General features: G+C 68.1%; 18 protein-coding genes. 9 read left to right on the forward strand and 9 right to left on the reverse strand.

What is annotated here, in order from left to right:
- Window positions 1-19: 19 nt before the first annotated feature.
- The 4 genes from dbpA to BTH_RS01125 form a co-directional block, all read right to left on the reverse strand.
- A complete protein-coding gene (gene dbpA, locus BTH_RS01110) occupies window positions 20-1,417 on the reverse strand; it encodes an ATP-dependent RNA helicase DbpA (protein ID WP_011400834.1) in 1,398 nt (465 codons plus the stop codon).
- 208 nt (window positions 1,418-1,625) lie between these two features.
- Window positions 1,626-2,774 (reverse strand): porin, encoded by a 1,149-nt coding sequence (locus BTH_RS29355; RefSeq protein ID WP_009894909.1) that lies wholly within the window; start codon window positions 2,772-2,774, stop codon window positions 1,626-1,628.
- A gap of 265 nt (window positions 2,775-3,039) precedes the next feature.
- Entirely contained in the window at window positions 3,040-4,353 is a 1,314-nt protein-coding gene (locus BTH_RS01120; protein WP_009894910.1) for an MFS transporter, read from the reverse strand.
- 40 nt (window positions 4,354-4,393) lie between these two features.
- Window positions 4,394-5,584 carry a M20 aminoacylase family protein gene (locus BTH_RS01125; protein ID WP_009894911.1) on the reverse strand — a complete coding sequence of 397 codons (1,191 nt, stop codon included), beginning with the start codon at window positions 5,582-5,584 and terminating at the stop codon, window positions 4,394-4,396.
- Between the two features lie 183 nt (window positions 5,585-5,767).
- On the opposite strand from BTH_RS01125, the gene BTH_RS01130 reads away from it, so the two are divergent.
- Window positions 5,768-6,670, forward strand: coding sequence for a LysR substrate-binding domain-containing protein (locus BTH_RS01130; protein ID WP_009894912.1), 903 nt, complete (start codon window positions 5,768-5,770; stop codon window positions 6,668-6,670).
- Window positions 6,671-6,940: 270 nt separating this feature from the next.
- Here BTH_RS01130 and BTH_RS01135 read toward each other — a convergent pair whose 3' ends face one another.
- Complete coding sequence (locus BTH_RS01135; RefSeq protein ID WP_011400835.1) at window positions 6,941-7,777, reverse strand: phosphate/phosphite/phosphonate ABC transporter substrate-binding protein; 837 nt, start codon at window positions 7,775-7,777, stop codon at window positions 6,941-6,943.
- Between the two features lie 159 nt (window positions 7,778-7,936).
- On the opposite strand from BTH_RS01135, the gene BTH_RS01140 reads away from it, so the two are divergent.
- The 3 genes from BTH_RS01140 to BTH_RS34190 all read left to right on the forward strand — a co-directional run bounded on the left by BTH_RS01140 (window position 7,937) and on the right by BTH_RS34190 (window position 10,585).
- Window positions 7,937-9,085 carry a fatty acid desaturase gene (locus BTH_RS01140; protein WP_373365258.1) on the forward strand — a complete coding sequence of 383 codons (1,149 nt, stop codon included), beginning with the start codon at window positions 7,937-7,939 and terminating at the stop codon, window positions 9,083-9,085.
- A gap of 457 nt (window positions 9,086-9,542) precedes the next feature.
- The gene (locus BTH_RS01145; protein ID WP_009894924.1) at window positions 9,543-9,983 is read left to right on the forward strand and encodes a hypothetical protein; all 441 of its coding nucleotides are present in this window, start codon (window positions 9,543-9,545) and stop codon (window positions 9,981-9,983) included.
- 245 nt (window positions 9,984-10,228) lie between these two features.
- Entirely contained in the window at window positions 10,229-10,585 is a 357-nt protein-coding gene (locus tag BTH_RS34190) for a hypothetical protein (protein ID WP_155275558.1), read from the forward strand.
- Here BTH_RS34190 and BTH_RS01150 read toward each other — a convergent pair.
- The 4 genes from BTH_RS01150 to BTH_RS01165 all read right to left on the reverse strand — a co-directional run bounded on the left by BTH_RS01150 (window position 10,522) and on the right by BTH_RS01165 (window position 14,702).
- Window positions 10,522-11,421: a glutamate/aspartate ABC transporter substrate-binding protein gene (locus BTH_RS01150; protein ID WP_009894928.1), complete on the reverse strand. Its 900-nt coding sequence runs from the start codon at window positions 11,419-11,421 to the stop codon at window positions 10,522-10,524. The two genes, BTH_RS34190 and BTH_RS01150, sit on opposite strands and share 64 nt — an antisense overlap.
- 145 nt (window positions 11,422-11,566) lie before the next feature.
- Window positions 11,567-12,814, reverse strand: a complete 1,248-nt coding sequence (locus tag BTH_RS01155) for a D-amino acid dehydrogenase (RefSeq protein WP_009894930.1) — start codon at window positions 12,812-12,814, stop codon at window positions 11,567-11,569.
- 122 nt (window positions 12,815-12,936) lie between these two features.
- A complete protein-coding gene (locus BTH_RS01160; RefSeq protein ID WP_009894932.1) occupies window positions 12,937-13,866 on the reverse strand; it encodes a LysR family transcriptional regulator in 930 nt (309 codons plus the stop codon).
- Window positions 13,867-13,961: 95 nt separating this feature from the next.
- A complete protein-coding gene (locus tag BTH_RS01165) occupies window positions 13,962-14,702 on the reverse strand; it encodes an SDR family oxidoreductase (protein ID WP_009894934.1) in 741 nt (246 codons plus the stop codon).
- Between the two features lie 412 nt (window positions 14,703-15,114).
- On the opposite strand from BTH_RS01165, the gene BTH_RS01170 reads away from it, so the two are divergent.
- The 5 genes from BTH_RS01170 (at window position 15,115) to BTH_RS01190 (ending at window position 23,555) form a co-directional block, all read left to right on the forward strand.
- Window positions 15,115-15,480, forward strand: a complete 366-nt coding sequence (locus BTH_RS01170; protein ID WP_009894939.1) for a nuclear transport factor 2 family protein — start codon at window positions 15,115-15,117, stop codon at window positions 15,478-15,480.
- Between the two features lie 378 nt (window positions 15,481-15,858).
- Window positions 15,859-17,775, forward strand: coding sequence for an SMP-30/gluconolactonase/LRE family protein (locus BTH_RS01175; RefSeq protein ID WP_009894941.1), 1,917 nt, complete (start codon window positions 15,859-15,861; stop codon window positions 17,773-17,775).
- A 234-nt stretch (window positions 17,776-18,009) separates the two neighbouring features.
- Entirely contained in the window at window positions 18,010-20,967 is a 2,958-nt protein-coding gene (locus BTH_RS01180; protein WP_009894943.1) for a GH92 family glycosyl hydrolase, read from the forward strand.
- Window positions 20,968-21,585: 618 nt separating this feature from the next.
- Window positions 21,586-22,647: an L-tyrosine/L-tryptophan isonitrile synthase family protein gene (locus BTH_RS01185; RefSeq protein ID WP_009894945.1), complete on the forward strand. Its 1,062-nt coding sequence runs from the start codon at window positions 21,586-21,588 to the stop codon at window positions 22,645-22,647.
- The gene (locus BTH_RS01190; protein ID WP_009894947.1) at window positions 22,644-23,555 is read left to right on the forward strand and encodes a TauD/TfdA family dioxygenase; all 912 of its coding nucleotides are present in this window, start codon (window positions 22,644-22,646) and stop codon (window positions 23,553-23,555) included. Before BTH_RS01185 ends, BTH_RS01190 begins: the two co-directional genes overlap by 4 nt.
- The last annotated feature ends 14 nt before the right edge of the window (window positions 23,556-23,569 follow it).

Below are 23,569 nucleotides of genomic sequence, written 5' to 3' on the forward strand. Positions count from 1 at the left end.
GCCGCGGCGGGCGCGGGCGTCATTCGTCCATCAGCCGGACTTTCACCCGCTTGCCCTTGATCTTGCCCGCGTTGAGCTTGCGCAGCGCGTCGCGCGCGATGCCGCGCTCGAGCGCGACGTAGGTCGAGAACTCGGTCACGTTGATCTTGCCGATCTGCGAGCCGCTGAAGCCCGCGTCGCCCGTCAGCGCGCCGAGCACGTCGCCGGGGCGGATCTTGTCCTTGCGGCCGCCGAGGATCTGCAGCGTCTCCATCGGCGGCAGCAGCGGCTCGTTGCCGTCGGCCTTCAGCTCGGCGAGCGGATGCCATTCGACGTCGCGCCCGAGCGCCTGCTCGATCGCGCCCACGCGCCCCATCTCGTCCATGCTCGCGAGGCTGAGCGCCCAGCCTTCCTGGTCCGCGCGGCCCGTGCGGCCGATGCGGTGCACGTGCACTTCGGGATCGGGCGTCACGTCGACGTTGATCACCGCTTCGAGCTGCGCGATGTCGAGGCCGCGCGCGGCGACGTCGGTCGCGACGAGCACCGAGCAGCTTCGGTTCGCGAACTGGATCAGCACTTGGTCGCGCTCGCGCTGCTCGAGCTCGCCGTGCAGCGCGAGCGCGTGGAATCCCTGTGCGTGCAGCACGTCGAGCAGGTCGCGGCACTGCTGCTTCGTGTTGCAGAACGCGATCGTGCTGACCGGGCGATAGTGCTTCAGCAGCAGGCCGACCGCGTGCAGCCGCTCGTCCTCGGTCACTTCGTAGAAGCGCTGGCGGATCTTGCTGTCGTCGTGGCGCTCTTCGAGCTTCACTTCCTTCGGATTGCGCAGGAACTGCTGGCTCAGCTTCGCGATCCCGTCCGGGTAGGTCGCGGAGAACAGCAGCGTCTGGCGCGTCGGCGGGCATAGCCGTGCGACTTTCGCGATGTCGTCGAAGAATCCCATGTCGAGCATCCGGTCCGCTTCGTCGAGCACGAGCGTGTTCAGCGCGTCGAGCGTCAGGTGGCCGCGGTCGAGATGGTCCATGATGCGCCCGGGCGTGCCGACGATGATGTGCGCGCCGTGTTCGAGGCTCTGCGTCTGCGGACGCATCGGCGTGCCGCCGCACAGCGTCAGCACCTTGACGTTCTCCTCCGCGCGCGCGAGGCGGCGGACTTCCTGCGCGACCTGGTCGGCCAGTTCGCGCGTCGGGCACAGCACCAGTGCCTGCACGTCGAAGCGGCGCGCATCGAGGCGCGCGAGCAGCGCGAGCGAGAACGCGGCCGTCTTGCCGCTGCCGGTTTTCGCCTGCGCGATCAGGTCGTGGCCGGCGAGCGCGATCGGCAGGCTCGCGGCCTGGATCGGCGTCATGACGGTGTAGCCGAGCTGCGCGAGATTCGCGAGCGTCGCGGGTGTCAGCGGCAGCGCGCTGAACGGCGTGGCGGTGGATTGCTGGGTCATGGCGTGGGGTCGGGGGCTGTTGACATAGGGCATGTATCGTACATGCCCTATGCCGGCTGGACCTAGCGATCGATCGTCCGGCGAGAAATTCCGATGTCGGACATGCGGCCCTTGTCGCGGGCGCGAGATCGCGGCCGCGCACGGCATCGCGCCGCATCGCGCCGCATCACCGCGCGACGCCGCGCGACGCCGCGCGCGGCCGCGCCGGTCAGAACTGGTGCAGCAGCGCGAGCCGCACGACGTACTGGTTCGGCCCCGACGCGATGTCGGCCGCGCCCGGGATGTACGCATAGTCGAAATCGGTGCCCGTGTGCGCGTTCATCGCGTGCTGGTAGACGCCTTCGACGAACACCGACGAGCGCTTCGACAGGTCGTAATCGAGCTTCATGCTCAACTGATGCCACTTCGGATTGAACGCGCCGACCGTCGAATCGACGCGGGCCTGCGTATAGGTGTAGGCCGCGCCGACGTAGAACGCGGGCGTCACGTGATAGAGGCCGTTGATCTCGAAGTTGTCGAACTTCCACGATTTCCAGCGCCCGCCGGCGGGCTGCGTCGTGCCGGTGAAATACGCGTTCGCGGTGGGATCGTAGACGTCGACGTGCGAATACGCGAAGCCGATCAGCGCATTCGAGAATTCGTAGGTCGCGCCGATGCCGATGTTCTGCTGCGACGACGCGTCGAACGTGTTGTCGCCCGTGACGGCGCCCGCCGCATCCGTGCTGCGCGCGTTGTTCATCTTCACGTACGACGCGCCGAGCGTCAGGCCGCCGTGCCGGTATTGCAGCGCCGCGCCGCAGAGGCGATGGTTCGCGAAGCCGCCCGCCTGATTGCTGACCGCGTACATGCCTTCAGCCGTGACGCCGTTCCACGTCGGCGACACGTACTTGACCGCGTTGTTCACGCGGAACGAGTAATCGGTGTTGTCGTTGTCGTACGGGTGCGCGAACAGGTAGCCGGTCCAGTTGCCGTTCGCGGTGAGCGGCGAGAACATGTCGACGCTCGGATCGTATTGGCGGCCGAACGTCAGGGTGCCGTAGCGCTCGGACGCGATGCCGACGAACGCCTGCCGGCCGAATTCGCGATTGCCCTGGCCCAGCCTGCCGTTGTTGACGTCGAAGCCGTTCTCGAGCTGGAAGATCGCCTTGTAGCCGCCGCCGAGATCCTCGGTGCCCTTCAGTCCCCAGCGGCTGCCGTAGTCGTAGCCGCTCTGCAATTGCACGGTACCGTGGCCGCGCGCGTTGCTCGTGTAGTTGATGCCGTCCTCGATCTTGCCGTACAGCATCACGCTGCTTTGTGCATGCGCGGCCGCGGCCAGCACGACGGCCGGCGCGACGATCCCCCAGCGCTTGTTCATGTCGATCTCCCGAATTTTCCCATTGCGGATCAGAGGCGCGCGCTGGAAGGCCGGGCCGCGCCCGGCGTCTCTGGCGACGCGACGGGCGCAGTGTAATGAGCCGTATTTGTTGCGTTAGTGGCTTGTGATGGAAGGGTGCGTTCCAGATTGGCCGATGTTTGCCGATGCGGGAAACGGTTACGATGGGCGCGCGCGAAGGCGCGCTGGCGGGATGCCGCGCGGGCGGAGGCAGGTGCGCCGCCTGTCGGCGGCGCGGCCCGCGACGTCAGTCGAGCGGCTTGCCCGCCTTGTCGTCCATCGCGCCGAGCGCGATCAGCGTCAGCGCGCCGCAGCCGATCGCGTACCACGCGGGTGCGTTCGCGTTGCCCGTCGCGGCGATCAGCCACGTGACGAAGAATTGCGCGAACCCGCCGAAGACCGCGACGCCGACGCTGTAGACGAGCGCGCCGCCCGTCGCGCGTACCGCGCGCGGGAACAGTTCGCCGAGCATCGCGCCCGTCGCGCCGATGTTGATCGCGTGCACCGCCGCGAGCGCCGCGATGATCGACAGCAGCGAGGCCGCGCCGGGCCAACGGTTGAGCGCGATGAACGCCGGATAGATCGCGAGCATCAGCGCGACGCGCGTCCACCAGACGATCCGGTTGCGCCCGTGGCGATCCGACAGATAACCGCCGATCGGCGTGACCACCGCGAGGATCGCGCCGGCGATGCAGCCTGCCGACATCGACAGCCAGCTCGGCAGATGCAGCACCTGCACGCCGTAGATCGCCATGTAGAACACGATGATGTAGTGAATCGACGTGCCGCCGATCGTGATGCCGAGGCCGGCGAACACGGCCTTGCCGTGATGGCGCAACACGTCGGCGAGCGGCAGCGGCGCGGCGTCCTCCCGCGACGCGGGCGCGGCCGCCGGCGCCTCGTCGACCGTGCGGCGCAGCCAGTAGCCGAGCGGCGCGAACAGCGTGCCGATGACGAACGGCACGCGCCAGCCCCAGCTTTCGAGCTGCGCGGCGCCGAGCGTCGACGTGAGCAGCACGCCCGTGAGCGCGCCGGCGAGCGCGGCGAGCCCCTGGCTCGAGAACTGGAACGATGCATAGAAGCCGCGCTGCGCCTGCGGCGCCTGCTCGATCAGCAGCGTGGTGGACGCGCCGACCTCGCCGCCGGACGCGAACCCCTGCAGCAAGCGCGCGGCCACGAGCAGCAGCGGCGCCGCGATGCCGATCTGCGCGTAAGTCGGCGCGACGGCGATCGTCGCGGTGCCGAGCGCCATGATGAGCAGCGTCGCGATCATCGCGCGCTTGCGCCCGGCGCGATCCGCGTAGATGCCGATCACGAGCCCGCCGAGCGGCCGCGTGACGAACCCGACGCCGAAGCTCGCGACCGCGAGCATCAGTTGCCCGAACGGCGAGTGAACCGGGAAGAACAGCTTGCCGATCAGGATCGCGAAGAAGCTGTAGACGGTGAAATCGTAGAACTCGAGCGCGTTGCCGACCGCGGCCGCGGCGATCAGGCGCCGCTTCTTCGCGGCGGTGCGCGCGTCGGCCGGCGCGCCGGCGAAATTGAGAGCGGACGTTTCCATGTAACCCCCGAGGAGCGCGAGACGGCGAGGCGGCGGCGCATCAGGCGGCGAGCCACGCTTCGGCGAGCCGCACCCAGTAGCTCGCGCCGATCGCGAGGATGTCGTCGTTGAAGTCGTAGCCGGGGTTGTGGACCATGCAGCCGCCCTTGCTGCCGACGCCGTTGCCGATGAACGCGTAGCAGCCGGGCCGCGCCTCGAGCATGTACGCGAAATCCTCGCTGCCCATCAGCGGCGCGGTTTGCGCTTCGACGCGCGCCTCGCCGAGCATCCGGCGCGCGACGTCGATCGCGAACGCGGTCGGCTCGTCGTGATTGACGAGCACCGGATAACCGTAGTCATACTGAACGTCCGCGTCGATGCCGAAGCTTTGCGCCTGGCCCTTCGCGAGCGCTTCGATGCGCTGCGCGAGCAGCGCGCGCACGTCGGGGTTCAGCGCGCGCACCGACAGCTTCATCACGACGGTCTCGGGAATGACGTTGAACGTCTCGCCGGCCTGCACGCTGCCCACGGTGATCACGGCCGACTGCTGCGCGTCGATCTCGCGCGCGACGATCGTCTGCAGCGCGACGATGATGCTGCCCGCCGCCGACATCGGATCGCGCGCGAAATGCGGCATCGCGCCGTGGCCGCCGACGCCGCGCAGCGTGATCGTCACGCGATCGGACGACGCCATCGCGGCGCCCGCGCGGAACGCCATGTCGCCCGCCGCGCGGCCGGGCATGTTGTGGAGCGCGAAGATCGCATCGCACGGAACGCGCTCGAACAGGCCGTCGTCCATCATCGCCTTCGCGCCGCCGAAGTTCTCTTCCGCGGGCTGGAAGATGAGGTTCAGCGTGCCGGAGAAACGGCGCGTCGCGGCGAGGTGGCGCGCCGCGCAAAGCAGCATCGCGGTATGGCCGTCGTGCCCGCACGCATGCATCTTGTTCGCGTGGCGGCTCGCGTACGGCAGGCCCGTCGCCTCGGCGATCGGCAGCGCGTCCATGTCCGCGCGCAGGCCGAGCGTGCGCGCGCCTTGCCCCTCGCGCAGCACGCCGACGACGCCCGTCTTGCCGAGCCCGCGATGCACGTCGTAGCCCCAGCCGGCGAGCAGCTCGGCGACGAGATCGCTCGTGAGCGTCTCCTCGAATGCGAGTTCGGGGTGCGCGTGGATACGGCGGCGCACGTCCACCAGCTCGGGCGCGATCGCGGCGATGCCGGGGATGACGGGGTTCTCGGACGGGTCGGAATGCATGCTGTTTCCTCGTGGGGTATGGGGAGCGCGCTTGCGCGGACAGGTCGACGAAGCATATGAATTTTTTTTGCGCACCATAAGCTGATAAATTGCGTTGGTGCTCACCGCAGGTTGCCTCTAGGGAACACCCTGATTCACCGGGGCGCAGCCGATGAGCGGCTTCTCCGAACCGCGCGTTTGCCCATGAAATATCACCAGTTGAAAGCGTTCGTCGCCGTGGCCGACGAAGGCAGCATTCGCGCGGCGGCGCGCCGGCTGAACGTGTCGCCCGCCGCGTTGACGAAGGCCGTGAAGGAACTCGAGCTTGCGCTCGGCGTATCGCTCGTCGTGCGCACCGCGCGCGGCGTGCAGCTCACCGGCTTCGGCCAGCAGTTGCAGGTGCGCGCGAGTCTGATCGTCGCCGAGATGCAGCGCGCGCGCGACGATATCGAGCAGGCGCAGGGCGCGACGACGGGCGCTGTCGCGGCCGCCGTCACGCCGGCTGCGGCGGTGACGATCCTGCCGGACGCGTTTCGTGCGTTTCGCCGGCGGTTTCCGCTCGCGCGCGTGAGCATCGTCGAAGGGTTTCCAGGCGTCGCGCTGCCGAAGCTGCACGACGGATCGCTCGATTTCGCCGTGTCGGTGGTGGTGCCGGAGCTGCTTGCCGCGGAGTTCGATCACTCGGAGCTGTATGCGAGCCGGCACGTGATCGTCGCGCGCAACGCACATCCGCTCGCGGCGGCCACGTCGCTCGCCGATCTCGTCGATGCCGACTGGCTGATGAATCCGTCTCCCGAAAGCTCGACGCAACTGATGTTCAACTGTTTCGCCGAGCACGGCTTGCCGCCGCCCACGCGCGTCGTCGAGTGCCCGAGCTACGCGATCGCGCATTGCCTCATTCAGGGCTCCGATCTGATCGCGTCGATGCCCGAGCAACTGCTCGGCGTCGAATGGTCGCGCGACCGGATCGCCGTGCTGCCGATACGCGAGGCGCTGCCGGCCGTGTCGGTGCAGGTGGTCACGCGCCGCGACAGCCCGCTGACGCCGGCCGCGGCGATGCTCGTCGATTGCATGCGCGATGCGGCGCGCCGGCATGGGTTGCGTTGATGCGGGATGCGCGCGGCCCGTTTGCGCCGGCGATCCCGCTGCCCGACGGGCTCCGCTTGCACGGAGCCTTCGAGTCCCGCCGGCGCGTGATCGCGTGATCGCGCGTTCGACGCCGCCGGCTATACGCCGGCTCGTTACGGCTTGTTCGCATCGTCGAACTTGACTTGAAGCGGTTGCGCTTCGCACGGACGCTCGCGATCGCGGCCGTTCTCATCGTGTCGGTCGGGCGTTCGCGCCGCACGCCGCACGTCACGCGTCACGCGTCACGCGTCACGCAAGCACCGGATAGCCGAGCGCGGCCGCATCGCGCTCGAATCGCTCGATTTCCGCATAGGCATCGGGCGCGAGCCGCGCGAAGCCGCGCAGCCGCAGCACGCGCGCGCGTTCGGCGTCGGTCGCGACCGCGGCATCGAGCGCGTCGCGCAGCGCGGCGACGTGCGCGCCGGCAAGCGTGCGCGATGCGACGAACGGCAGGCCGGGCGCGGACGCCGTCGCGCCGATGATCCGCACGCGCCGCAGCAATCCGGGCAGCGCGTCGCGCACGTACGCGAGCGTCACGCAATCGATCGCGGCGAGATCCGCGCGGCCCGCGTCGAGCGCGCGCAGCGCATCCAGATGCGAGCCGGCGCGCGTGAGCGTCGAGAAGAAGCGCCCGCCGCGCGCATGCGGCGCGACTGCGTGGCGTAACGCGTTCATTCCGCTGTGCGAATCGTCGCCGTTGCAGGCGGCGCGCAGGCCGCGGCACGCGGCGAGCGTCGTCGCGCCGCGCGCATGCGCATCGGCCGACACGGCGAGCATGCTGCGATAGCGTGGGCCGTCGCAGCCGTGCGCGTCGAAGACGGGCGTCGCGATCAGATGGACCGCGTCGCCGACGCCGAGCATTCGGTACGGATAGCCGCACGTCTGCGACAGCAGCAGATCGTTGCGGCGCCATAGCGGCGGCAGCTCGCCGAAGGGCTCGCCCGACGGCTCGCCGAGCAGCGCGACGTCGGCCGGGCCGCCCGCGCGCGCGACCGCGTGCAGCGCGTCGCGCAGCAGCGATTGCCACAGCGCGGCGTGCCGCGGCGTCACGTTGTACATCGGCAGTCCGGCGACCCATCGTGTCATGCGGCCATTCTACGGATTTGCGGATTTCCCGCGCGCGGCGCGCCCGCCGCTTGAAGGATGTCGCGGGCGCACCGCCGTCGCGGCCGCTTCCGGCGGCACCGATGCGCCGCGCCTTTTGCGATTGCGCCACATTGAATGCTCGCCGCGCCGCATAAGCAAATGCGAATCCGTTGGTTGGTGCGGCCGCCGCGATTGGTTACGGTGCACGCTTGGCCGTGCATGCCGCGGGAGACGCCGTTGTCGTCCGCACGCTTGTCGACGCTCGGCCTTCGACATCACGGAAACATGGCCGAATATTTCGACGTGGATCATGCGCGCGAGATCGAGGCGCTCGGCGATCGCTTCGCCGCGCGCACCGAGTGGCCGACCTGGCTGCTGATCTTCGTCATCTACGGCGGCTGGCTCGGCGTGCTGCTTGGCGTGCGCGCCGGGCAGTGGCCGCTTGCGGCCGCGACGCCGCCGCTGATCGTGCTGTGCGCGTGGCACATGTCGCTGCAGCACGAGCTGCTGCATGGCCATCCGACGCGTTCCGAGCGCGTGAACAAGCTGCTCGGCTATCCGCCGCTCGCGGTCTGGTATCCGTACACGCTGTATCGCGACACGCATCTCGAACATCATCGCGATGAGGATCTGACCGCGCCGGGCATCGATCCCGAAAGCAATTACGTGCCGCCCGCGCAATGGGCGCGACTGCCGCGCTGGCGGCGCGCGCTGTGGCGCGCGCGCAAGTGCTTCGTCGGGCGGCTCGCCGTCGGGCCGCCCGCGAGCGTCGCCGCGATGGCCGTGGACACGCTGCGCGCGTGGCGCGTCGGCGACTGGCGCCATGCGCCGATGTGGGCCGCGCACGTCGCGTCGGTCGTCGCGCTGCTCGCGTGGCTGCAATGGGCGATCGGCATGCCGTGGTGGTACTACCTGCTCGCGATCACGTGGCCCGCGCAGTCGCTCGCGATGATCCGCTCGTTGTACGAGCATCGCGCGGCCGAGCATCCGAAGGCGCGCATCGCGATCAACGAGGCGGGCCTCGCGATGCGCGCGCTGTACCTGAACAACAACTATCACCTCGTGCATCACGATCTGCCGGAGCTGCCGTGGTATCACCTGCCGCGCGCCTATCGGATGCGACGCGACGCATACGCGCGGAAATGCGGCGGCTTCGTGATTCGCGGCGGCTATTGGGAACTGCTGAAAAGGCATGCCTGGCGCGAGACCGATTCGCCCGCGCATCCGTTTGCCGACGGCGCGTCCGGGCGTGCGCCGCGTCGCGCGCGCGTCGCGGCGATCGACGGCTGCGTTCGGACCGGCGGTTGACTGGCGGCCGAACCGACGCGCCGGTCGGGCGAACGCAGACGCCGGCACGTCGCACGCAGGCGGCGCCGCGCGCCCGATGTTGAGAGAACGGCGCTACGTGCCGGCGTCGTTCGATGCAAGCCGCGTTTCGCGCGCGCCGGGGAGCATCGCTGGAGCGGCGGGCCTGCACGCCTTCCACGCCCCGGCCGGCGATGCCGAAAGGCGGCTGCGCCGTTCGCGCATCCATCGTCCGGCAATCCACGATTCGCCCCCGCCATCGACGAATCCGACGGCGCACGCGCGCCACCGCCGCACGTCTGCACCGCGCGGCGACGCTCGCGTCCGGGCCGCCGCGATGCGGCCGGATCACTTTGTTACATCTCTTACCAGCGTCGTGCCGAAAGGCAACAGACGCCTTTCACCGTCCCGGTATACTCGGCGGTGCTTCAAACCCAAAACGAAACAAGACCTGTCAACTATGTCGAAGAAACTCATCCAGATCATGGCTGTCGCGGCGCTGAGCGCTGCGGCGTCGCTGCCGGCCGTCGCCGGCGACATGAACAACGCGCTCGGCGGCGCGCTTGGCGGCGTGGCCGGCGCGGCGGTCGGCGGCGCAGTGGGCGGCAGCACGGGGGCTGTGATCGGCGGAGCGGTCGGCGGCGGCGCAGGCGGCGCGATCACGTCGAATCGCCGCGAGCGCACGGGCGCGATCATCGGCGGCGCGCTCGGCGGCGGCGCGGGCACCGCGGCCGGCAACGCGATGGGCGGCCGCAGCGGCGGCCTGATCGGCGCGGCCGTCGGCGGCGGCGCGGGCGCCGCGCTCGGCGGCAACATCTCGCGCTCGAACTCGTACGGCGACGACTACGATCGCGGCTATCGCCGCGGCAAGCATCGCGGCAAGCATCATCATCGCCACTGATCGGCGATGCGGGCCCGCCGGCGGCATCCGGTTCGGGCTCGCGCGTCGCGGGGCGGATGACGCCGGTTTCGGCGCGCGTTAGCCGGCCCTCGGCGGCGGGGCGCACAACCGGCTTCGGGCAGCGCCGCCCCATATGATCCCGATCGACGGCGCGCGGCGCTGCTTCGTGCGAATGCTACGCCCGCGCAATGCACCGTGGCCGTCGCCGATGCCAATCGGTGGTGCCGTGCGTGCGATGGCCGAGCGTGTCGGGCGGCGACGCGATCGTTGCTCGCGTGATGGCGCGCAGCCGTTCGCCGATCCGGGACTTTCGACGGATGACTGAAACCGGCAATCCCGCGCGGACGCCGCGCGCGTGCGACTGCGCCGCGGCGTCGAATGAAATCGCGATCGAATCGCAAGCGAGCGATCGTCGCAAGCAATCGTCAACAGAAAACGGAAGAAACGGAAGAAACGGAAGAAGCCGGGCTTCTTCCGTTTTTCGCTTCGGCGGCACGCCGCCCGGCGAACGCCTGCGCGAGCGCGGCTGCGTGACCGCTCAATCGAGCGCCTTGTCGTTCGGATTCGCGAACAGCTTCTTCATGTCCGCCGACAACGGATAGTCGAGATTGACGCCCTTCGGCGGAATCGGCCGGTTGAACCACTTCACGTACAGCGCCTCGGCCTCGCCGGAGCGCTGCATCCGCGCGATCACGCGATCGGCGAGCTGCTTGAAGCCGGGGTCGTCCTTGCGAAGCATGCAGCCGTACGCTTCGGATACCGGAGAACTTCCCGTGATCACGTAGTCGCCCGGATTCGCTTCTTTCGCCTTCGCGCCGTACAGCAGCGGCTCGTCCATGAAGAACGCCACCGCGCGGCCGCTCTTGACGTTCAGGAACGCATCGGCGTGATCCTTCGCGCTGATGATCTGCATCGACATGCCCTTCTCGGCGTTCCATTGCCGCAGCAGCCGTTCCTCGGTCGTGCCGGCCGTCGTCGCGACGGTCTTGCCGGCGAGATCGGGGAAGTCCTTCACGCCGGAGGACTTTTTCGCGATCAGGCGCATTCCGTATTGAAAGATGCTGTTCGAGAACGACACCTGGTTCGCGCGCTCCTTCGTGTGCGTGGTCGAGCCGCACTCCAGATCGACCGTGCCGTTCTGCACGAGCGGAATGCGGTTTTGCGACGTGATCGGAATCTCGCGGACCGTCAGGTTCGTCCGGTTCAGCTCCTTCTTGATTTCGTCGACGATCTTCAGCGCGATCTCCTGCGAGTAGCCGATCGTCTGTTGGCGCTGATCGTAGTACGAGAACGGCACGGACGATTCGCGCACGCCGAGCGTCACGACGCTCGTGTCGCGAATCTTCTTCAGCGTCGGGCTGGCGTCCTCCGCGTGCGCGGCGGCGGCGAGCGCGCAGCCGACGGCGATCGAAAGCAGCGGGCGGAAGGGTTTCATCATCGAGGTCTCCTGGCGGAACGGATTGCGGGTGATAAATCGAGTCGCGCAACGGGCAGGCGGCGCGCTTGCCGGGCGGCGCGATCGGCGTTCGATCGACGCGGCGAAGGCCATGCGGGCCGGCGCGGCGTGGCGCATGCGCGCCGGGTCAACGATGCAACGCATACGCGCGGGCGTCCAGCGCGGGCTCGCGGCCTGCGATCAGATCGGCCAGCACGCGCGCGCTGCCGCAGGCGAGCGTGAAGCCGAGCGCGCCGTGGCCTGTGTTGAGCCACAGATTCCGGAACGGCGTCGCGCCGATCAGCGGCTTGCCGTCGGGCGTCGCGGGGCGATGGCCGCACCACGTTTCGCCGCGCGCGTAGTCGCCCGCATGCGGAAAGATCTCCTGCGCCTGCCGCGCGAGCAGTGCGAGCCGGCGCGCGGCGCCGGACGAACGAAGGCCGGCGATCTCGACCATGCCCGCGATCCGCAAGCGCGCGCCAAGCGGCGCATAGACGATCTTGCGATGCAGGTCCGTCACGCTCACGCGCGGCATGGCGTCTTGCCGGCCGGGCAGCGTCAGGCTGTAGCCCGTCAGCGGATGGATCGGCAGCCGCATGCCGAGCCGGCGCAGCAGCGGCGCGCTGCCGTTGCCCGCGGAAAGGACGAACGCGTCGGCGCCGATGTCGCCGCGCGCGGTGCGCGCCGCGACGATCGTCGCGCCTTCGGCGCGCAGCGCGGCGATCGGCGTTTGATAGTGGATCGCGACGCGAAGCCGCTCGCGCAGCACGCGGGCGAGCCCGGCGCCGAACCGGCGGCAATCGCCCACTTCTTCCGACGGCGTATGAATGCCGCCCGCGAGCAGGCCGGCCGAGGGCCCGAGCGCGGGCTCCAGCGCGACGCACGCGGCCGCGTCGAGCGCGTGCTGGCGCGCGCCGGCCGCGATCAGATGGTCCATCGCGCGGCGTGCGCGGTCGAATTCCCGCTGGTCGCGGTAGACGACGAGCTTGCCGTTGCGCGCATAGTCGAAGTCGAGCGCTTCCTGCTCGACGAGCGTATGCAGCGCGGCGCGGCTGAGCGCGCCGAGTTCGAGCATCTCGGCCGCGGTCCTCCGCGCGCGGGCGGTGCGGCACGCGGCGAGAAACGCGGCGCACCACAGCCATTGATCGACGTCGAGCCGCGGCACGAAGCGCAGCGCCGAGTCGCGCCTCACGAGCCATGCGGGCAGCTTGCCCAGCACCGCGGGATCGGCGAGCGGCGCGACGTAGCTGTAGCTCAGTTGCCCGCCGTTCGCGAAACTGGCGTCGAGCACGGCGTCCGGGCGCGCCTCCAGCACCGTCACGTCGTGACCTTCGCGTGCGAGATAGTAGGCGCTCGTCAGACCGACGACGCCCGCGCCCAATATGCAAATCCGCATGACTGCCGGCCGTCCTTCAACAGGTTGTCGATGCCGCTCAGTCTTGCTGACCGAAATGGTCCCGGCAAATGAACAGATGTACGGCCCCATAACCGTGGGTTAAGGGCGCCGGCGCGCGCGGCTCAGCGCGCCCGCCGCTTCAGCTCGCTCGGCGCGCCCGGCGCGGGCGCGGCGGACGGCTGGCCGAACGGCGCGCGCAGCGCGCCGATGAACGTCGCGCCCGCGTGCGAATCGAGCCCGCCGTCGCGCCACAGCGCGAACACGCCGACCGACAGCGCCGGCTCGATCGGCCGGATCGTGACCGGCTCGCCGGGCGCGCGCGCCGTCAGTTCGTCGAGCAGCACGCGGCCGACGCCGCGCGCGGCGAGCGCCCGCGCGACGTACCACGTATGCGCCTCGACCATCGTCACGCGATCTTCGCCGAACGCCTCGAGCGCGTTGCCGATCGCGTCGCCGAGCGGGTCTTCGGTGCCGATGCCGATCGATTCTCCTTCCATGAATTCGTGCAGCGACAGCGGCGCGCCCTGCGCGCCGTCGTCCGGCGGGCCGACGCTGACGACCGCCGTGCGGCCGAGCTCGGCCGACGTGATGCCGGGCCGCGCCAGCGGATCGATCGCGACGGCCACGTCGAGATCGCGCGTGAGCAACGCGTTCAGCAGCGCTTCGGTGTGCAAGGTCTGGATCTTCAGCGCGACGCGCGGGTAATCGTCGCGGAACGCCTTCACGGCCTGCGGAATCAGGCTCAGGCCGAGACTCGGCAGGCAGCCGACGCGCAGATGGCCTTCGGGCCGCAGCGCCAGATTGCGCGCGAGCGTGCGGATGCGCTCGAGGCTTGACTGGAGTTTCTGCGTCTCGCCGAACAGCAGCTCGGCTTCGCGCGTCGGCAGCAGGCGGCCGTGCGCGCGGCTGAAGAGACGAATGCCGAGGTTCTGCTCGGCGTGCGCGAGCACCTTGCTGACGGCGGGCTGCGATACGCACAGCAGCTGCGCGGCTTTCGACAGCGAGCCGGTGCGCATGATCGCATGGAAGACTTCGATGTGGCGCAGGCGCATGGCGGGGGAAGCGGATTTTCGTGCGACGGACGGACACTACCGTGTGTCGCCGCCGGCCGCAATCCTGTTCGGCACGGAAGGCGGCCGCCCGGGCGTCACCTCGGATCGCGGATGTCGGCGGTCGGCGTCGTGCCGAAATCGTCGCCCAGCACATAGTCGATCAATCGGCGCGCGGCGGCGTCCGGCGTCGTCAGCGCTCCGCTCGATTTCAACTGCTCGAAGCGCGCGCGCGACGGGAACCGCTCGCCGCTCGTCGAGCGGATCGTCGCCTGCATGCCGGTGTCCACGACGCCCGGCGCGATGCTGCAGATCCGCAGCGCGCGATTCGCGTCCAGCGCGACCGCCCGCGCGTGGTGATCGAGCGCGGCCTTGGTCGCGCAGTAGACGCTCCAGCCCGCATACGCGTTGCGCGCCGCGCCGCTCGAGATATGCGCGATGCGGCGCTCGATCGTTTCGGGCGCGATCTTCGCGATCGCGCTCGCGAGCATCAGCGGCGTTGCGACGTTCAGGCCGACCGCGTGCGCGATCGCCGCCGCGTCCTGCGTGTCGAGGGGGCCGATCGGCTCGACGGTTCCCGCGTTGTTGAACAGCAGCACGCGGCTCGCGCCGGAGACGAATTCGCCGAGCGCATCGCCGCCGAGCCACGCTTGAACGCGCGCCGGGTCCGACAGATCCAGCTCGATCTCGACGAGGCGGCCGTGCGCCTGCGCGCCGAGCGACGGATGGCGGCTGCGCGACAGGCCGAGCACCGCGATGCCCCGCTGCAGCAGTTGCGCGGCGAGTGCGGCGCCGAGCCCGCGCGTATGGCCCGTGACGATTGCGTGAACGGCGGGCAATGGAGAAGGGGAAGTGACCATGTCAATGCGGAGAATGGCGAGAATGAATGGCGCGATGCGCCGGTGGCGGATTCGGTCGGCGCTCGTCCGGCCGCGCGGTGCGCGACGCACGGCCGACCGTCGCGTGCCGCGCGGGCGAGCCGGTATCGTAACGTCGGCGCCGGATTGGCGCAAACGCGCGCGCATGCTATCCATTTTTTCGCGAAGTCGGCCGTCACAAATTAACGCCCGAGCAATTTCTGACGAATTTCGTCATGACACGATTGCGTGCTAGCCTTGAGTTCGAGCTGTCGACGGCATGCCGAATGCGAAGCGAAAACGATTCGGCGAATTCGCCGGCCCGGTAATGCAAACGGTCGAATGGCGGCGCTTTTGCCGGATTGTCTCAAGCATTCTCTAATACTCACGCCCGATGGAACCGATCACGCAAGCATTCGCGCAGCAATTCAGCCGGGAATGGATCGATGCATGGAACGCGCACGATCTCGACGCGATCCTGTCGCACTACGCGGACGGATTCGAAATGTCGTCGCCGATGATCGTGCAGATCGCCGGCGAGCCGAGCGGGCGCCTGCGCGGCAAGGAGCAGGTCGGCGCATACTGGCGCGAGGCGTTGCGGATGATTCCGGATCTGCACTTCGAATGGATCGCGACGCTCGCGGGCGTCGACAGCGTCGCGATTCACTACCGTGGCGCGAAAGGGCGGCTCGCGCTCGAAGTATTTCACTTCGGACCGGATCGGCGTGTCGTGAAAGCGCTGGCTCACTACGCCGGATAATGGAATAACGAGATCGCGGGACATCGGCGCGGCTGTATTTTCTACCGTCTCCGAAACGAACTGACCGGCGGGTTTTACCGAATCGAGCAATGCGGCATCGATCGAAATTCGTTAGTACATTCGATTGGATGCCGAATGCGCCGGCGGCCGGTTTATCGAGTGAACGGCGTCGACGCGAAGCGCTTCGTCAACCGGCAGCGGGAACGCGGAGCGGGCGCAGGCGCGGAACGAGCGCGATGCGGCAGCGGCAGCGGCGGCGGCGGCGGCAGCGACGTGGCGATCAATCGACGACGGCTGCGACGGTGCGTTCGCCGGACTCACCTATGTCATACCCGGCGGCCTATATTGTCGACGGGGCAGATCGGGAGGGCATCACTCATGGTCAAGAAACGGATTCGCGCCATGTTCGCCGTCGCGCTCGTCGGGCTGGCCGCGCATGCGGCGCACGCGCAATACACGACGGACTGGATCGCGAACACTTACGGGACCATCGCGTCGCACGTCGGCAACAACGCGCGCTCGATGTGGGTTTCGCCCGAAGGCGTGATCTATACCGCATCCTTCTGGGATGAAAACGCCGGCGGCGTCGCGATCTACCAGAACGGCAAGACCCTCGGCTCGATCGGCACGCATGCGGAGTTTCAGGGCGGGGCGATCACCGGCAACGCAACGTCGATCTTCGCGGCGATGCAGTACGGCACGCCGCAGGGCAGCGGCACGGTCGGGCGTTACAACCGGGCGACGCTGCAGCGCGATCTCACGATTCCGGTCAGCGTGTGGAACGCGGTCAGCCGGGCCGACGTGATCACCGGCCTCGCGACCGCGGGCACGCTGCTCTATGCGAGCGACTACTTCGGCAACCGCGTGCGCGTGTTCACGACCGGCGGCGTCTGGCAGCGCGACATCGGCATCGCGAACCCCGGCGCGCTCGCGCTCGACGATGCCGGGAACCTGTGGGTCGCGCAGAAGAATGCGGCGAAGATCGTCGAATTCGACCCGAGCGGCGCGCTGATGAACACGATCCAGATGGCGAGCGCGTCGCGGCCGGCGTCGCTGTATTACGACGCGTCGAAGCGGCAACTGATGGTCGGCGATCAGGGGCCCGACATGAACATCAAGCTCTACGCGATCGCGGGCGTGCCGAGGCAGATCGGCACGTTCGGCGTGCAGGGCGGCTACCTCGACACGACGACGGGCATCAAGGGCCAAGTCGGCGACAGGCGCTTCACGCGCGTGGTCGGCATCGGCAAGGATGCGGCCGGCACGCTGTACGTGCTCAACAACCCGTGGGGCGGCGGCTGGGATCTCGGCCGCAACGGCGCAACCGACATTCACGCCTACGACGCGCTCGGCAATGCGCTGTGGAAGCTGCAGGCGCTGAACTTCGAGGCGATCGCCGCGCCGGACCCGACGACCGACGGCGCGCTGTTCTACAGCGGCATGAACATCTACTCGGGCACGGCGGGCGGCACCTTCATCGCGAACACGGTCGATCCGTTCACGTATCCGTCCGATCCGCGTCTCGACATGAACGACTACCAGCGCGGCCAGCACTTCGGCCAGCTCGTCAGCGTCGGCGGCAACAGGATTCTCGTCGCGTCGGGGCAGAATCCGGGCAACTTCAACTTCTACCACTTCAACGCGGCGAGCGGCTACATCGCGATTCCCGATGCGTCGCTGCCGGGCAAGGGGTTCAATACGTCGCTGCAGGTGACGGCCGGCTTCTCGATCGACAACAAGGGCGACGTTTGGGTGGGCCTCAACGGAACGAACGCGATCTCGCACTATCCGCTCGCGGGAATCGACGCGAACGGCAAGCCTTCGTGGGGCGCGCCCACATCGATCCCGACGCCGGCGAGCGTCCAGCCGACCGCGCGCATTCTCTACCTGTCGGACAGCGATACGATGATTCTCGCGCAGGGGATCGCGGGAAGCTGGGACTGGACCGCGATGAACGGGCGCATCGAGGTGTATCACGGCTGGAGCGCGGGCAACGTCACGCAGCCGAACCCGGTGATCGCGCTCACGAGCGCCAATCCGAAATCGATCGCGGCGGCCGGCAACTATCTGTTCGTCGGCTACGTGCACACGGTGCCGAACATCGACGTGTTCAACCTCAACACAGGCCAGCTCGTCGCCACGCTGATCAACTCGAACTCGGGCGTGATGGACGTCGGCAACGACGTCGATTCGATGTACGGCCTCAGGGCGTATCTGCGATCGACGGGCGAATACGTGATCACGAAGGACAACTACAACGGATCGAGCATCGTCGTCTATCGCTGGCGGCCGTGACGGCGGCGCGCGCGAGCGCTCGAAAGCGGGTGAGCGCCGGAGCGTGTCCGCCGCGCGCGCTCCGGCGTTCGATGGCCGCACGCATCGCCCGCGCGGACAGTCGAGATAAAACCGCCGTGTTGCACGGTGTTTCGCATCGTTTAGTAAATCTGATAAAAACATTACATCGCCCTTCATTTCATTGACGAAGAATCGTCCGGTGTCCTAGTCTTCCTGCGCAGTCGGGATTCACGATTGGCCGTCGACGTTGCGTCGATCGCGCCGCTCGCATACGAAGCACAAGAACCGGAGACAATGATGAATCGATTCGTCAGGCTGGGCGCGGCGATGGCCGTCGCATGCGCGCTCGCAGCTTGTGGAGGGGATGACGGCAGCCCTGCCGCGACGGCGTCTTCATTCGCCGAGGCGGGCGCGAACGGCGCCGCCCCCGATGCGGCCAATGCAGCGCAAGCGGACGGCGCGATCCGCGCCGGATCGCTGACCCAATACGTCGATCCGCTGATCGGCACGCTCGCGAGCAATTCGCCGAATCCGGTGCCGGCCGGGCAGGCGGGCAGTGTCGTGCCGGCCGCGGGCCTGCCGTCGGGCATGGTTCAATGGGCGCCGGATACGAACACGACACCCGCGCCCCCCGACAGCAAGGAGCCCGGCTCGCCCGCCGGCTACTACTACGATCTGAACGTGATCCACGGCTTCAGCGTCACGCACATGAGCGGCGCGGGCTGCGCGGGCAACAACGGCGAGTTCCCGGTGATGCCGACCACCGACGCGGCGAAGCTCGTGCCAACCTTCAGTCATGCGAACGAAACGGCGAAGCCGGGCTATTACTCGGTGCTGCTCGACTCGCAGATCAAGGTCGAGCTGACGGCGACGCTGCGCACGGGCTTCGGCCGCTTCGCGTATCCGGCCGGCAAGCCCGCGATGCTCGTGATCGATGCGACGCGCACGAACACGAAGACCACGACGAGCGGCGCGATCACGCGCGTGTCGTCGACCGCGATTTCCGGCAGCACGGTGGGCGGCGGCTTCTGCGGCAATTCGGTGCCGGTGCCCGTGTATTTCTATGCGACGTTCGATCGGCCGTTCGCGTCGACTTCGTCGATCTCGCGCGGCGTGGCGAAGCTCGCGTTCGACTCGGGCGCGACCGTGCAGATGAAGATCGGGATCTCGTACGTGAGCGTCGACAACGCGAAGGCGAACCTCGACGCCGAAAACAAGACGTGGGATTTCGACGGCGTGCGCGCGCTTGCCGATGCGACATGGAACGACCGGCTCGGCGCGATCCGCGTGTCGAGCACCGATGCCGACGCGCTGAAGAAGTTCTATACCGCCTTCTATCACGCGCTGTGGGCGCCGAGCGTGTTCAGCGACGTCAACGGCCAGTACATCGGCTTCGACAAGCAGGTGCACACGGTCGCGAAAGGTCAGGCCGCGCAGTATTCGAGCTTCTCGGGCTGGGACGTCTATCGCTCGCTGATCCAGTTGAAGGCGGTGCTGTTTCCGCGCGAGACGAGCGACATGATCCAGTCGCTCGTCAACGATGCGGACCAGTGCGGCGCGATTCCGCACTGGGTGAACGACAACGTCGAGGACGGCGTGATGCCGGGCGACGCGGGTTCGCTGATGGTGTCGAGCGCGTATGCGTTCGGCGCGCGCGAGTTCGACGCGCGCGGCGCGCTCGCGCACATGATCAGGATGGCGAACATACCCGGCACCGCGTGCGCGGGCGTGACGACCAACGGCGGACGCGCGAGCTATTTGCAGACGGGCTACATCACGAGCGGGGAATGGGGGATTGCGTCGTCGACGCTCGAATACACGAGCAGCGACTTCGCGATCTCGCGCTTCGCGCTCGCGCTCGGCGACACCGCCACGCACAAGATGCTGCTCGGGCGCTCCGCATACTGGCAGAACCTGCTGAACGCGTCGACTCCGCCGCTGATTGCCGCGCGCCAATCGAACGGCGGGTGGATCGCCGAAACGCCGGGCAGCACCGACAACTACGTCGAGGGCAACGCCGAGCAGTACACGTGGATGGTGCCGTACGATCCTGCCGGCCTGTTTGCGCAGCTCGGCGGCAATCAGGCGGTCGTGCCGCGACTCGACAAGTTCTTCACGGTGCTGAACGCGGGGATGAGCCTGCCGAATTTCTACATGGGCAACGAGCCGACGTTCGAGGTGCCGTGGCTGTACAACTGGGCGGGCTCGCCGTCCGGCACGCAGCGCGTGGTCCGGCAGATCATGCAGACCGCGTTCAGCACGAAGCCCGACGGGCTGCCCGGCAACGACGATCTCGGCGCGGTGTCGGGCTGGTACGTGTGGGCCGCGCTCGGGCTGTACCCGCAGATTCCGGGCGTCGGGGGCTTCGCGATCGGCAGTCCGCAATTCCACGCGATCGACGTGCGGCTCGGCAGCGGCAAGACGCTGAAGATCCGCGCGCCGGGCGCGCCCGCGTCGGGCTACGTGCAGAGCGTCGCCGTGAACGGCCGCGCGCAGACGAGCCCGTGGATCGCGCTCGATGCGCTCGAGGGCGGCGCGGTGATGCACTTCAAGATGGGCGGCGCGCCGTCGCAATGGGGCGCGGGCGAGGCGCCGCCGTCGTTCGGCGTGCCCATCGCGCGCGATGTGGTGGACAGCTTCAACAACCGCGGCATCAGCGCCGACGGCGCGACGAACGCCGACGGCCAGGGCGCCGATTTCGACGGCAGCCTGTTCAGCTACTCGGCGAACGCGCTCGCGCAGGCGGGCGTGCGGCCAGGCGCGCCGTTCACATACGGCGGCGCGAGCTTCGTGCTTGGCGGCGCGTCTTCGCTCGACAACGCGGTGACGGTCGGCCAGACCGTGATGCTGCCGCCGGGCTCGGCGGGCACGAGCGTCGTCGTGCTCGGCGCGTCGAACAACGGGCCCAGCACGGGCGTCGCGCGCGTGAACTTCGCGGACGGGACGAGCGCGCAGGTCATGCTGTCGTTCGACGACTGGACGCTGAACGGCGGCAGCGCGGGCGCGAAATCGGCGATCGCGGTGACGAGCGCCTATCGCAATGCCGGCAACGGTCAGAAAGATAACGTGAAGACCTATATCTTCGCGCAGAAGATTCCGGTGCCGGCCGGCAAGATCGTGACGAGCGTCACGCTGCCGAGGCAGGTAAGCGCGGGCAAGATGCACGTGTTCGGCATCGGCGTCGCGGCTTGACGTCGGCGCGGGCGTCATGCGTCGGCATGGCGCCCGCATCGCCGCTGCTCGGAACGGGAACGGCGGCGAAGGGCCGGGACGGATCGCGTCGCCGCGAATCGATTCGACGGGCGGCAGGCTTGCCGTCGCGTGCCTCGGGCGCGGCGCAATGCGGCGGCGGTCGCGGCCGGCCATTGCTTATTGCGCCGTTCGTCTTCATGTCGCCCGTCCGAGTATGCCGGTCTCCGGAATGGCGCTCTCCGGTCAATTGGGTATTTGAGATTTTATCTCGATGTTTTGATTTGGTAATCGAGTGACGCGACAGTAAACAAAAACAAGATTAATTGATCGTATTATTCGGTCGCAAAAAAGCCGTTTGAAGCGCTGTCCGATACCGCTTTCCGCTCCGCCCTTCAGGCACCCCATTCCCCTTGCAGGCAGCCGGTCCGGACCGATCGTCCGTCGCGCCGTCGATCCCGATTCGCCGCGCCTGAAAAACTGTTCGAGGCGTTTTTTTTTTGACCGTCATGTAAGCAAATTCTCCGAACAGTTATTTCGATTAATTCGTGTTTTTCGGATTTAGAATGAAAAATAGAATTCGACCTCGCCATTAACCATTGATAAGCGAGGTCGAAATTCATGAAATGCGACCGGAACAACGAGATTGCGCTGGCGGTCCTGGGCGAGATCCTCAGGATTCACCGGCGATATCCGGAATACACGACGGATTCGGACATCCGTCACGAGGTCGAGCAGATCCACGCGGTTCAGCTCCCGAGAATCCGTGCGTTCGTCGACGCGGCGCGGCCGATCGAATTCGTGTTGCCCGCGTTCCCGGCGAAATCGCCGAATCCGAACAAGGTGCTGGGGCGCCTGCCCGACATGGCCGAACGCCTGTCGCTGTCATTCCTGAACGAGCTGTGCGAGCGGATTCGCGGCTTCCATGCACCCGGCGCGAAGCTGACGATCTGCTCGGACGGCCGCGTGTTCGGCGATCTGATTCGCGTCGACGACCGCGACATCACCGCGTATCAGCATGCGCTCAGGCAACTCATCGCGGCGCTGCGGGCGGATCATCTGTCGACCTACAACCTGGAGAACTTCGAGGCATTCGCGCGACGCGCGTCGAATTTCGACGACATGCGGCGACGGCTCGTCGGCGAATTCGCCGATCCGATCGACGCGATCAAGCAGAAGCTGATGCGCGAGGAGGAGGGCACGCTGTTGTACCGCGCGATCACCCGCTTCATGTTCGAGGACGGCTTCACGCCCGACTATCGTGGCTCGAAAGCCGCGCTGCAGAAGGATTCGAAAACGCGCGCGCTCGGCGTGATCCAGCGCAGTTGGGCTTGGGGCGCGCTGCTCGCGACGCGGTTCCCGGATGCGATCCGCTTGTCGATCCATCCGCAGCCGGCCGCGAGCCTGAAGATCGGCGTCCACATGATGCCGACGCGCGACAGCTGGCTGACGCCTTGGCACGGCGTCGCGGTCGACCTCGGCGATCAGTTCGCGCTGATGAAGCGCCGCGATGTCGAACTGCTCGGCGGGCGCGTTGCGATGCGCGACGGCCGGCCCAGCCACTACGAAATCGAGCGCTCGCGCGTCGCCGGCGACGGCCTCCTTCCGCTTGCCGCCGCCGGCGGCGCACGCGCGCCAGCCGATGCCGCCCACGCCCTGATCGCATCCGAGGAGGCTGTATGAGCGACTTTTTCCTGCAGCGAGCGGTGTCGCTCGAACCGTTGACGAGCGACGCCGGCGAGCCCTGTTCGTTCGGCGTGCTCGTGAAGCCGCGCCGCGCGGGCATGCATGTCGGCGAGCTGTCGATCGAGTGGCTGCGTGCGCTGGTGCGCAGCCAGCAGCTCGTCGTGCTGCGCGGCTTCGACAGCTTCGTCGACGCGGCAAGCATGACGCGCTATTGCGCGACGTTCGGTGAAATCATGATGTGGCCGTTCGGCGCGGTGCTCGAACTGCTCGAGCAGGCCGACCCCGTCGATCACGTGTTCGCGAGCAGCTACGTGCCGCTGCACTGGGACGGCATGTATCTGGAGACCGTGCCGGAATTCCAGGTGTTCCAGTGCGTGCAGGCGATCGGCGAAGCGGACGGCGGGCGCACGACGTTCTCGAGCACGGCCGAGGCGTTGCGCATCGCCACGCCGCAGACGCGCGCGCTCTGGCAGCGCGCGCACGGCCGCTACCAACGCACGGTCGAGCTATACAGCAACACCGTCGAAGCGCCGATCGTCGAAAGGCATCCGCGCCGCGAATTCCCGATCCTGCGCTTTTGCGAGCCGTCGATCGCGGACGATCCGACATTCATCAATCCGTCCCGCTACACATTCGGCGGCATCGCCGACGGCGAGCAGGATGCGCTGCTCGGCAGCCTGAAGCGCGCGCTCTACGATCCGCGCGCGCACTATGCGCACCGCTGGCAGACGGGCGACGTCGCGTTCACCGACAACTTCACGCTGCTGCACGGCCGCGAGCGCTTCACGAGCCGCACCGGCCGCCATCTGCGCCGCGTGCACATTCACGGCGAACCGCCGCTGCGCAACCCGCACCTGTCGAAGCAGCCGCGCGATGCGGCGGCCGGCGCGGCCGCGGCTGCCTGACGCATTCGCCGACG

The organism is Burkholderia thailandensis E264, from assembly GCF_000012365.1.
Taxonomy (GTDB): Bacteria; Pseudomonadota; Gammaproteobacteria; order Burkholderiales; family Burkholderiaceae; genus Burkholderia; species Burkholderia thailandensis.

What these genes read in the sequence shown, in the direction of transcription:
- BTH_RS01135 (WP_011400835.1), bottom strand. Translation starts at nt 7,777, where the DNA reads ATGACACGATGGGTCGCCGGACTGCCGATGTACAACGTGACGCCGCGG.
- BTH_RS01125 (WP_009894911.1), bottom strand. Translation starts at nt 5,584, where the DNA reads ATGCATTCCGACCCGTCCGAGAACCCCGTCATCCCCGGCATCGCCGCG.
- BTH_RS01190 (WP_009894947.1), top strand. Translation starts at nt 22,644, where the DNA reads ATGAGCGACTTTTTCCTGCAGCGAGCGGTGTCGCTCGAACCGTTGACG.
- BTH_RS01160 (WP_009894932.1), bottom strand. Translation starts at nt 13,866, where the DNA reads ATGCGCCTGCGCCACATCGAAGTCTTCCATGCGATCATGCGCACCGGC.
- BTH_RS01185 (WP_009894945.1), top strand. Translation starts at nt 21,586, where the DNA reads ATGAAATGCGACCGGAACAACGAGATTGCGCTGGCGGTCCTGGGCGAG.
- BTH_RS01150 (WP_009894928.1), bottom strand. Translation starts at nt 11,421, where the DNA reads ATGATGAAACCCTTCCGCCCGCTGCTTTCGATCGCCGTCGGCTGCGCG.
- BTH_RS01155 (WP_009894930.1), bottom strand. Translation starts at nt 12,814, where the DNA reads ATGCGGATTTGCATATTGGGCGCGGGCGTCGTCGGTCTGACGAGCGCC.
- BTH_RS01145 (WP_009894924.1), top strand. Translation starts at nt 9,543, where the DNA reads ATGTCGAAGAAACTCATCCAGATCATGGCTGTCGCGGCGCTGAGCGCT.
- BTH_RS29355 (WP_009894909.1), bottom strand. Translation starts at nt 2,774, where the DNA reads ATGAACAAGCGCTGGGGGATCGTCGCGCCGGCCGTCGTGCTGGCCGCG.
- dbpA (WP_011400834.1), bottom strand. Translation starts at nt 1,417, where the DNA reads ATGACCCAGCAATCCACCGCCACGCCGTTCAGCGCGCTGCCGCTGACA.
- BTH_RS01175 (WP_009894941.1), top strand. Translation starts at nt 15,859, where the DNA reads ATGGTCAAGAAACGGATTCGCGCCATGTTCGCCGTCGCGCTCGTCGGG.
- BTH_RS01140 (WP_373365258.1), top strand. Translation starts at nt 7,937, where the DNA reads ATGCGAATCCGTTGGTTGGTGCGGCCGCCGCGATTGGTTACGGTGCAC.
- BTH_RS01170 (WP_009894939.1), top strand. Translation starts at nt 15,115, where the DNA reads ATGGAACCGATCACGCAAGCATTCGCGCAGCAATTCAGCCGGGAATGG.
- BTH_RS01130 (WP_009894912.1), top strand. Translation starts at nt 5,768, where the DNA reads ATGAAATATCACCAGTTGAAAGCGTTCGTCGCCGTGGCCGACGAAGGC.
- BTH_RS01120 (WP_009894910.1), bottom strand. Translation starts at nt 4,353, where the DNA reads ATGGAAACGTCCGCTCTCAATTTCGCCGGCGCGCCGGCCGACGCGCGC.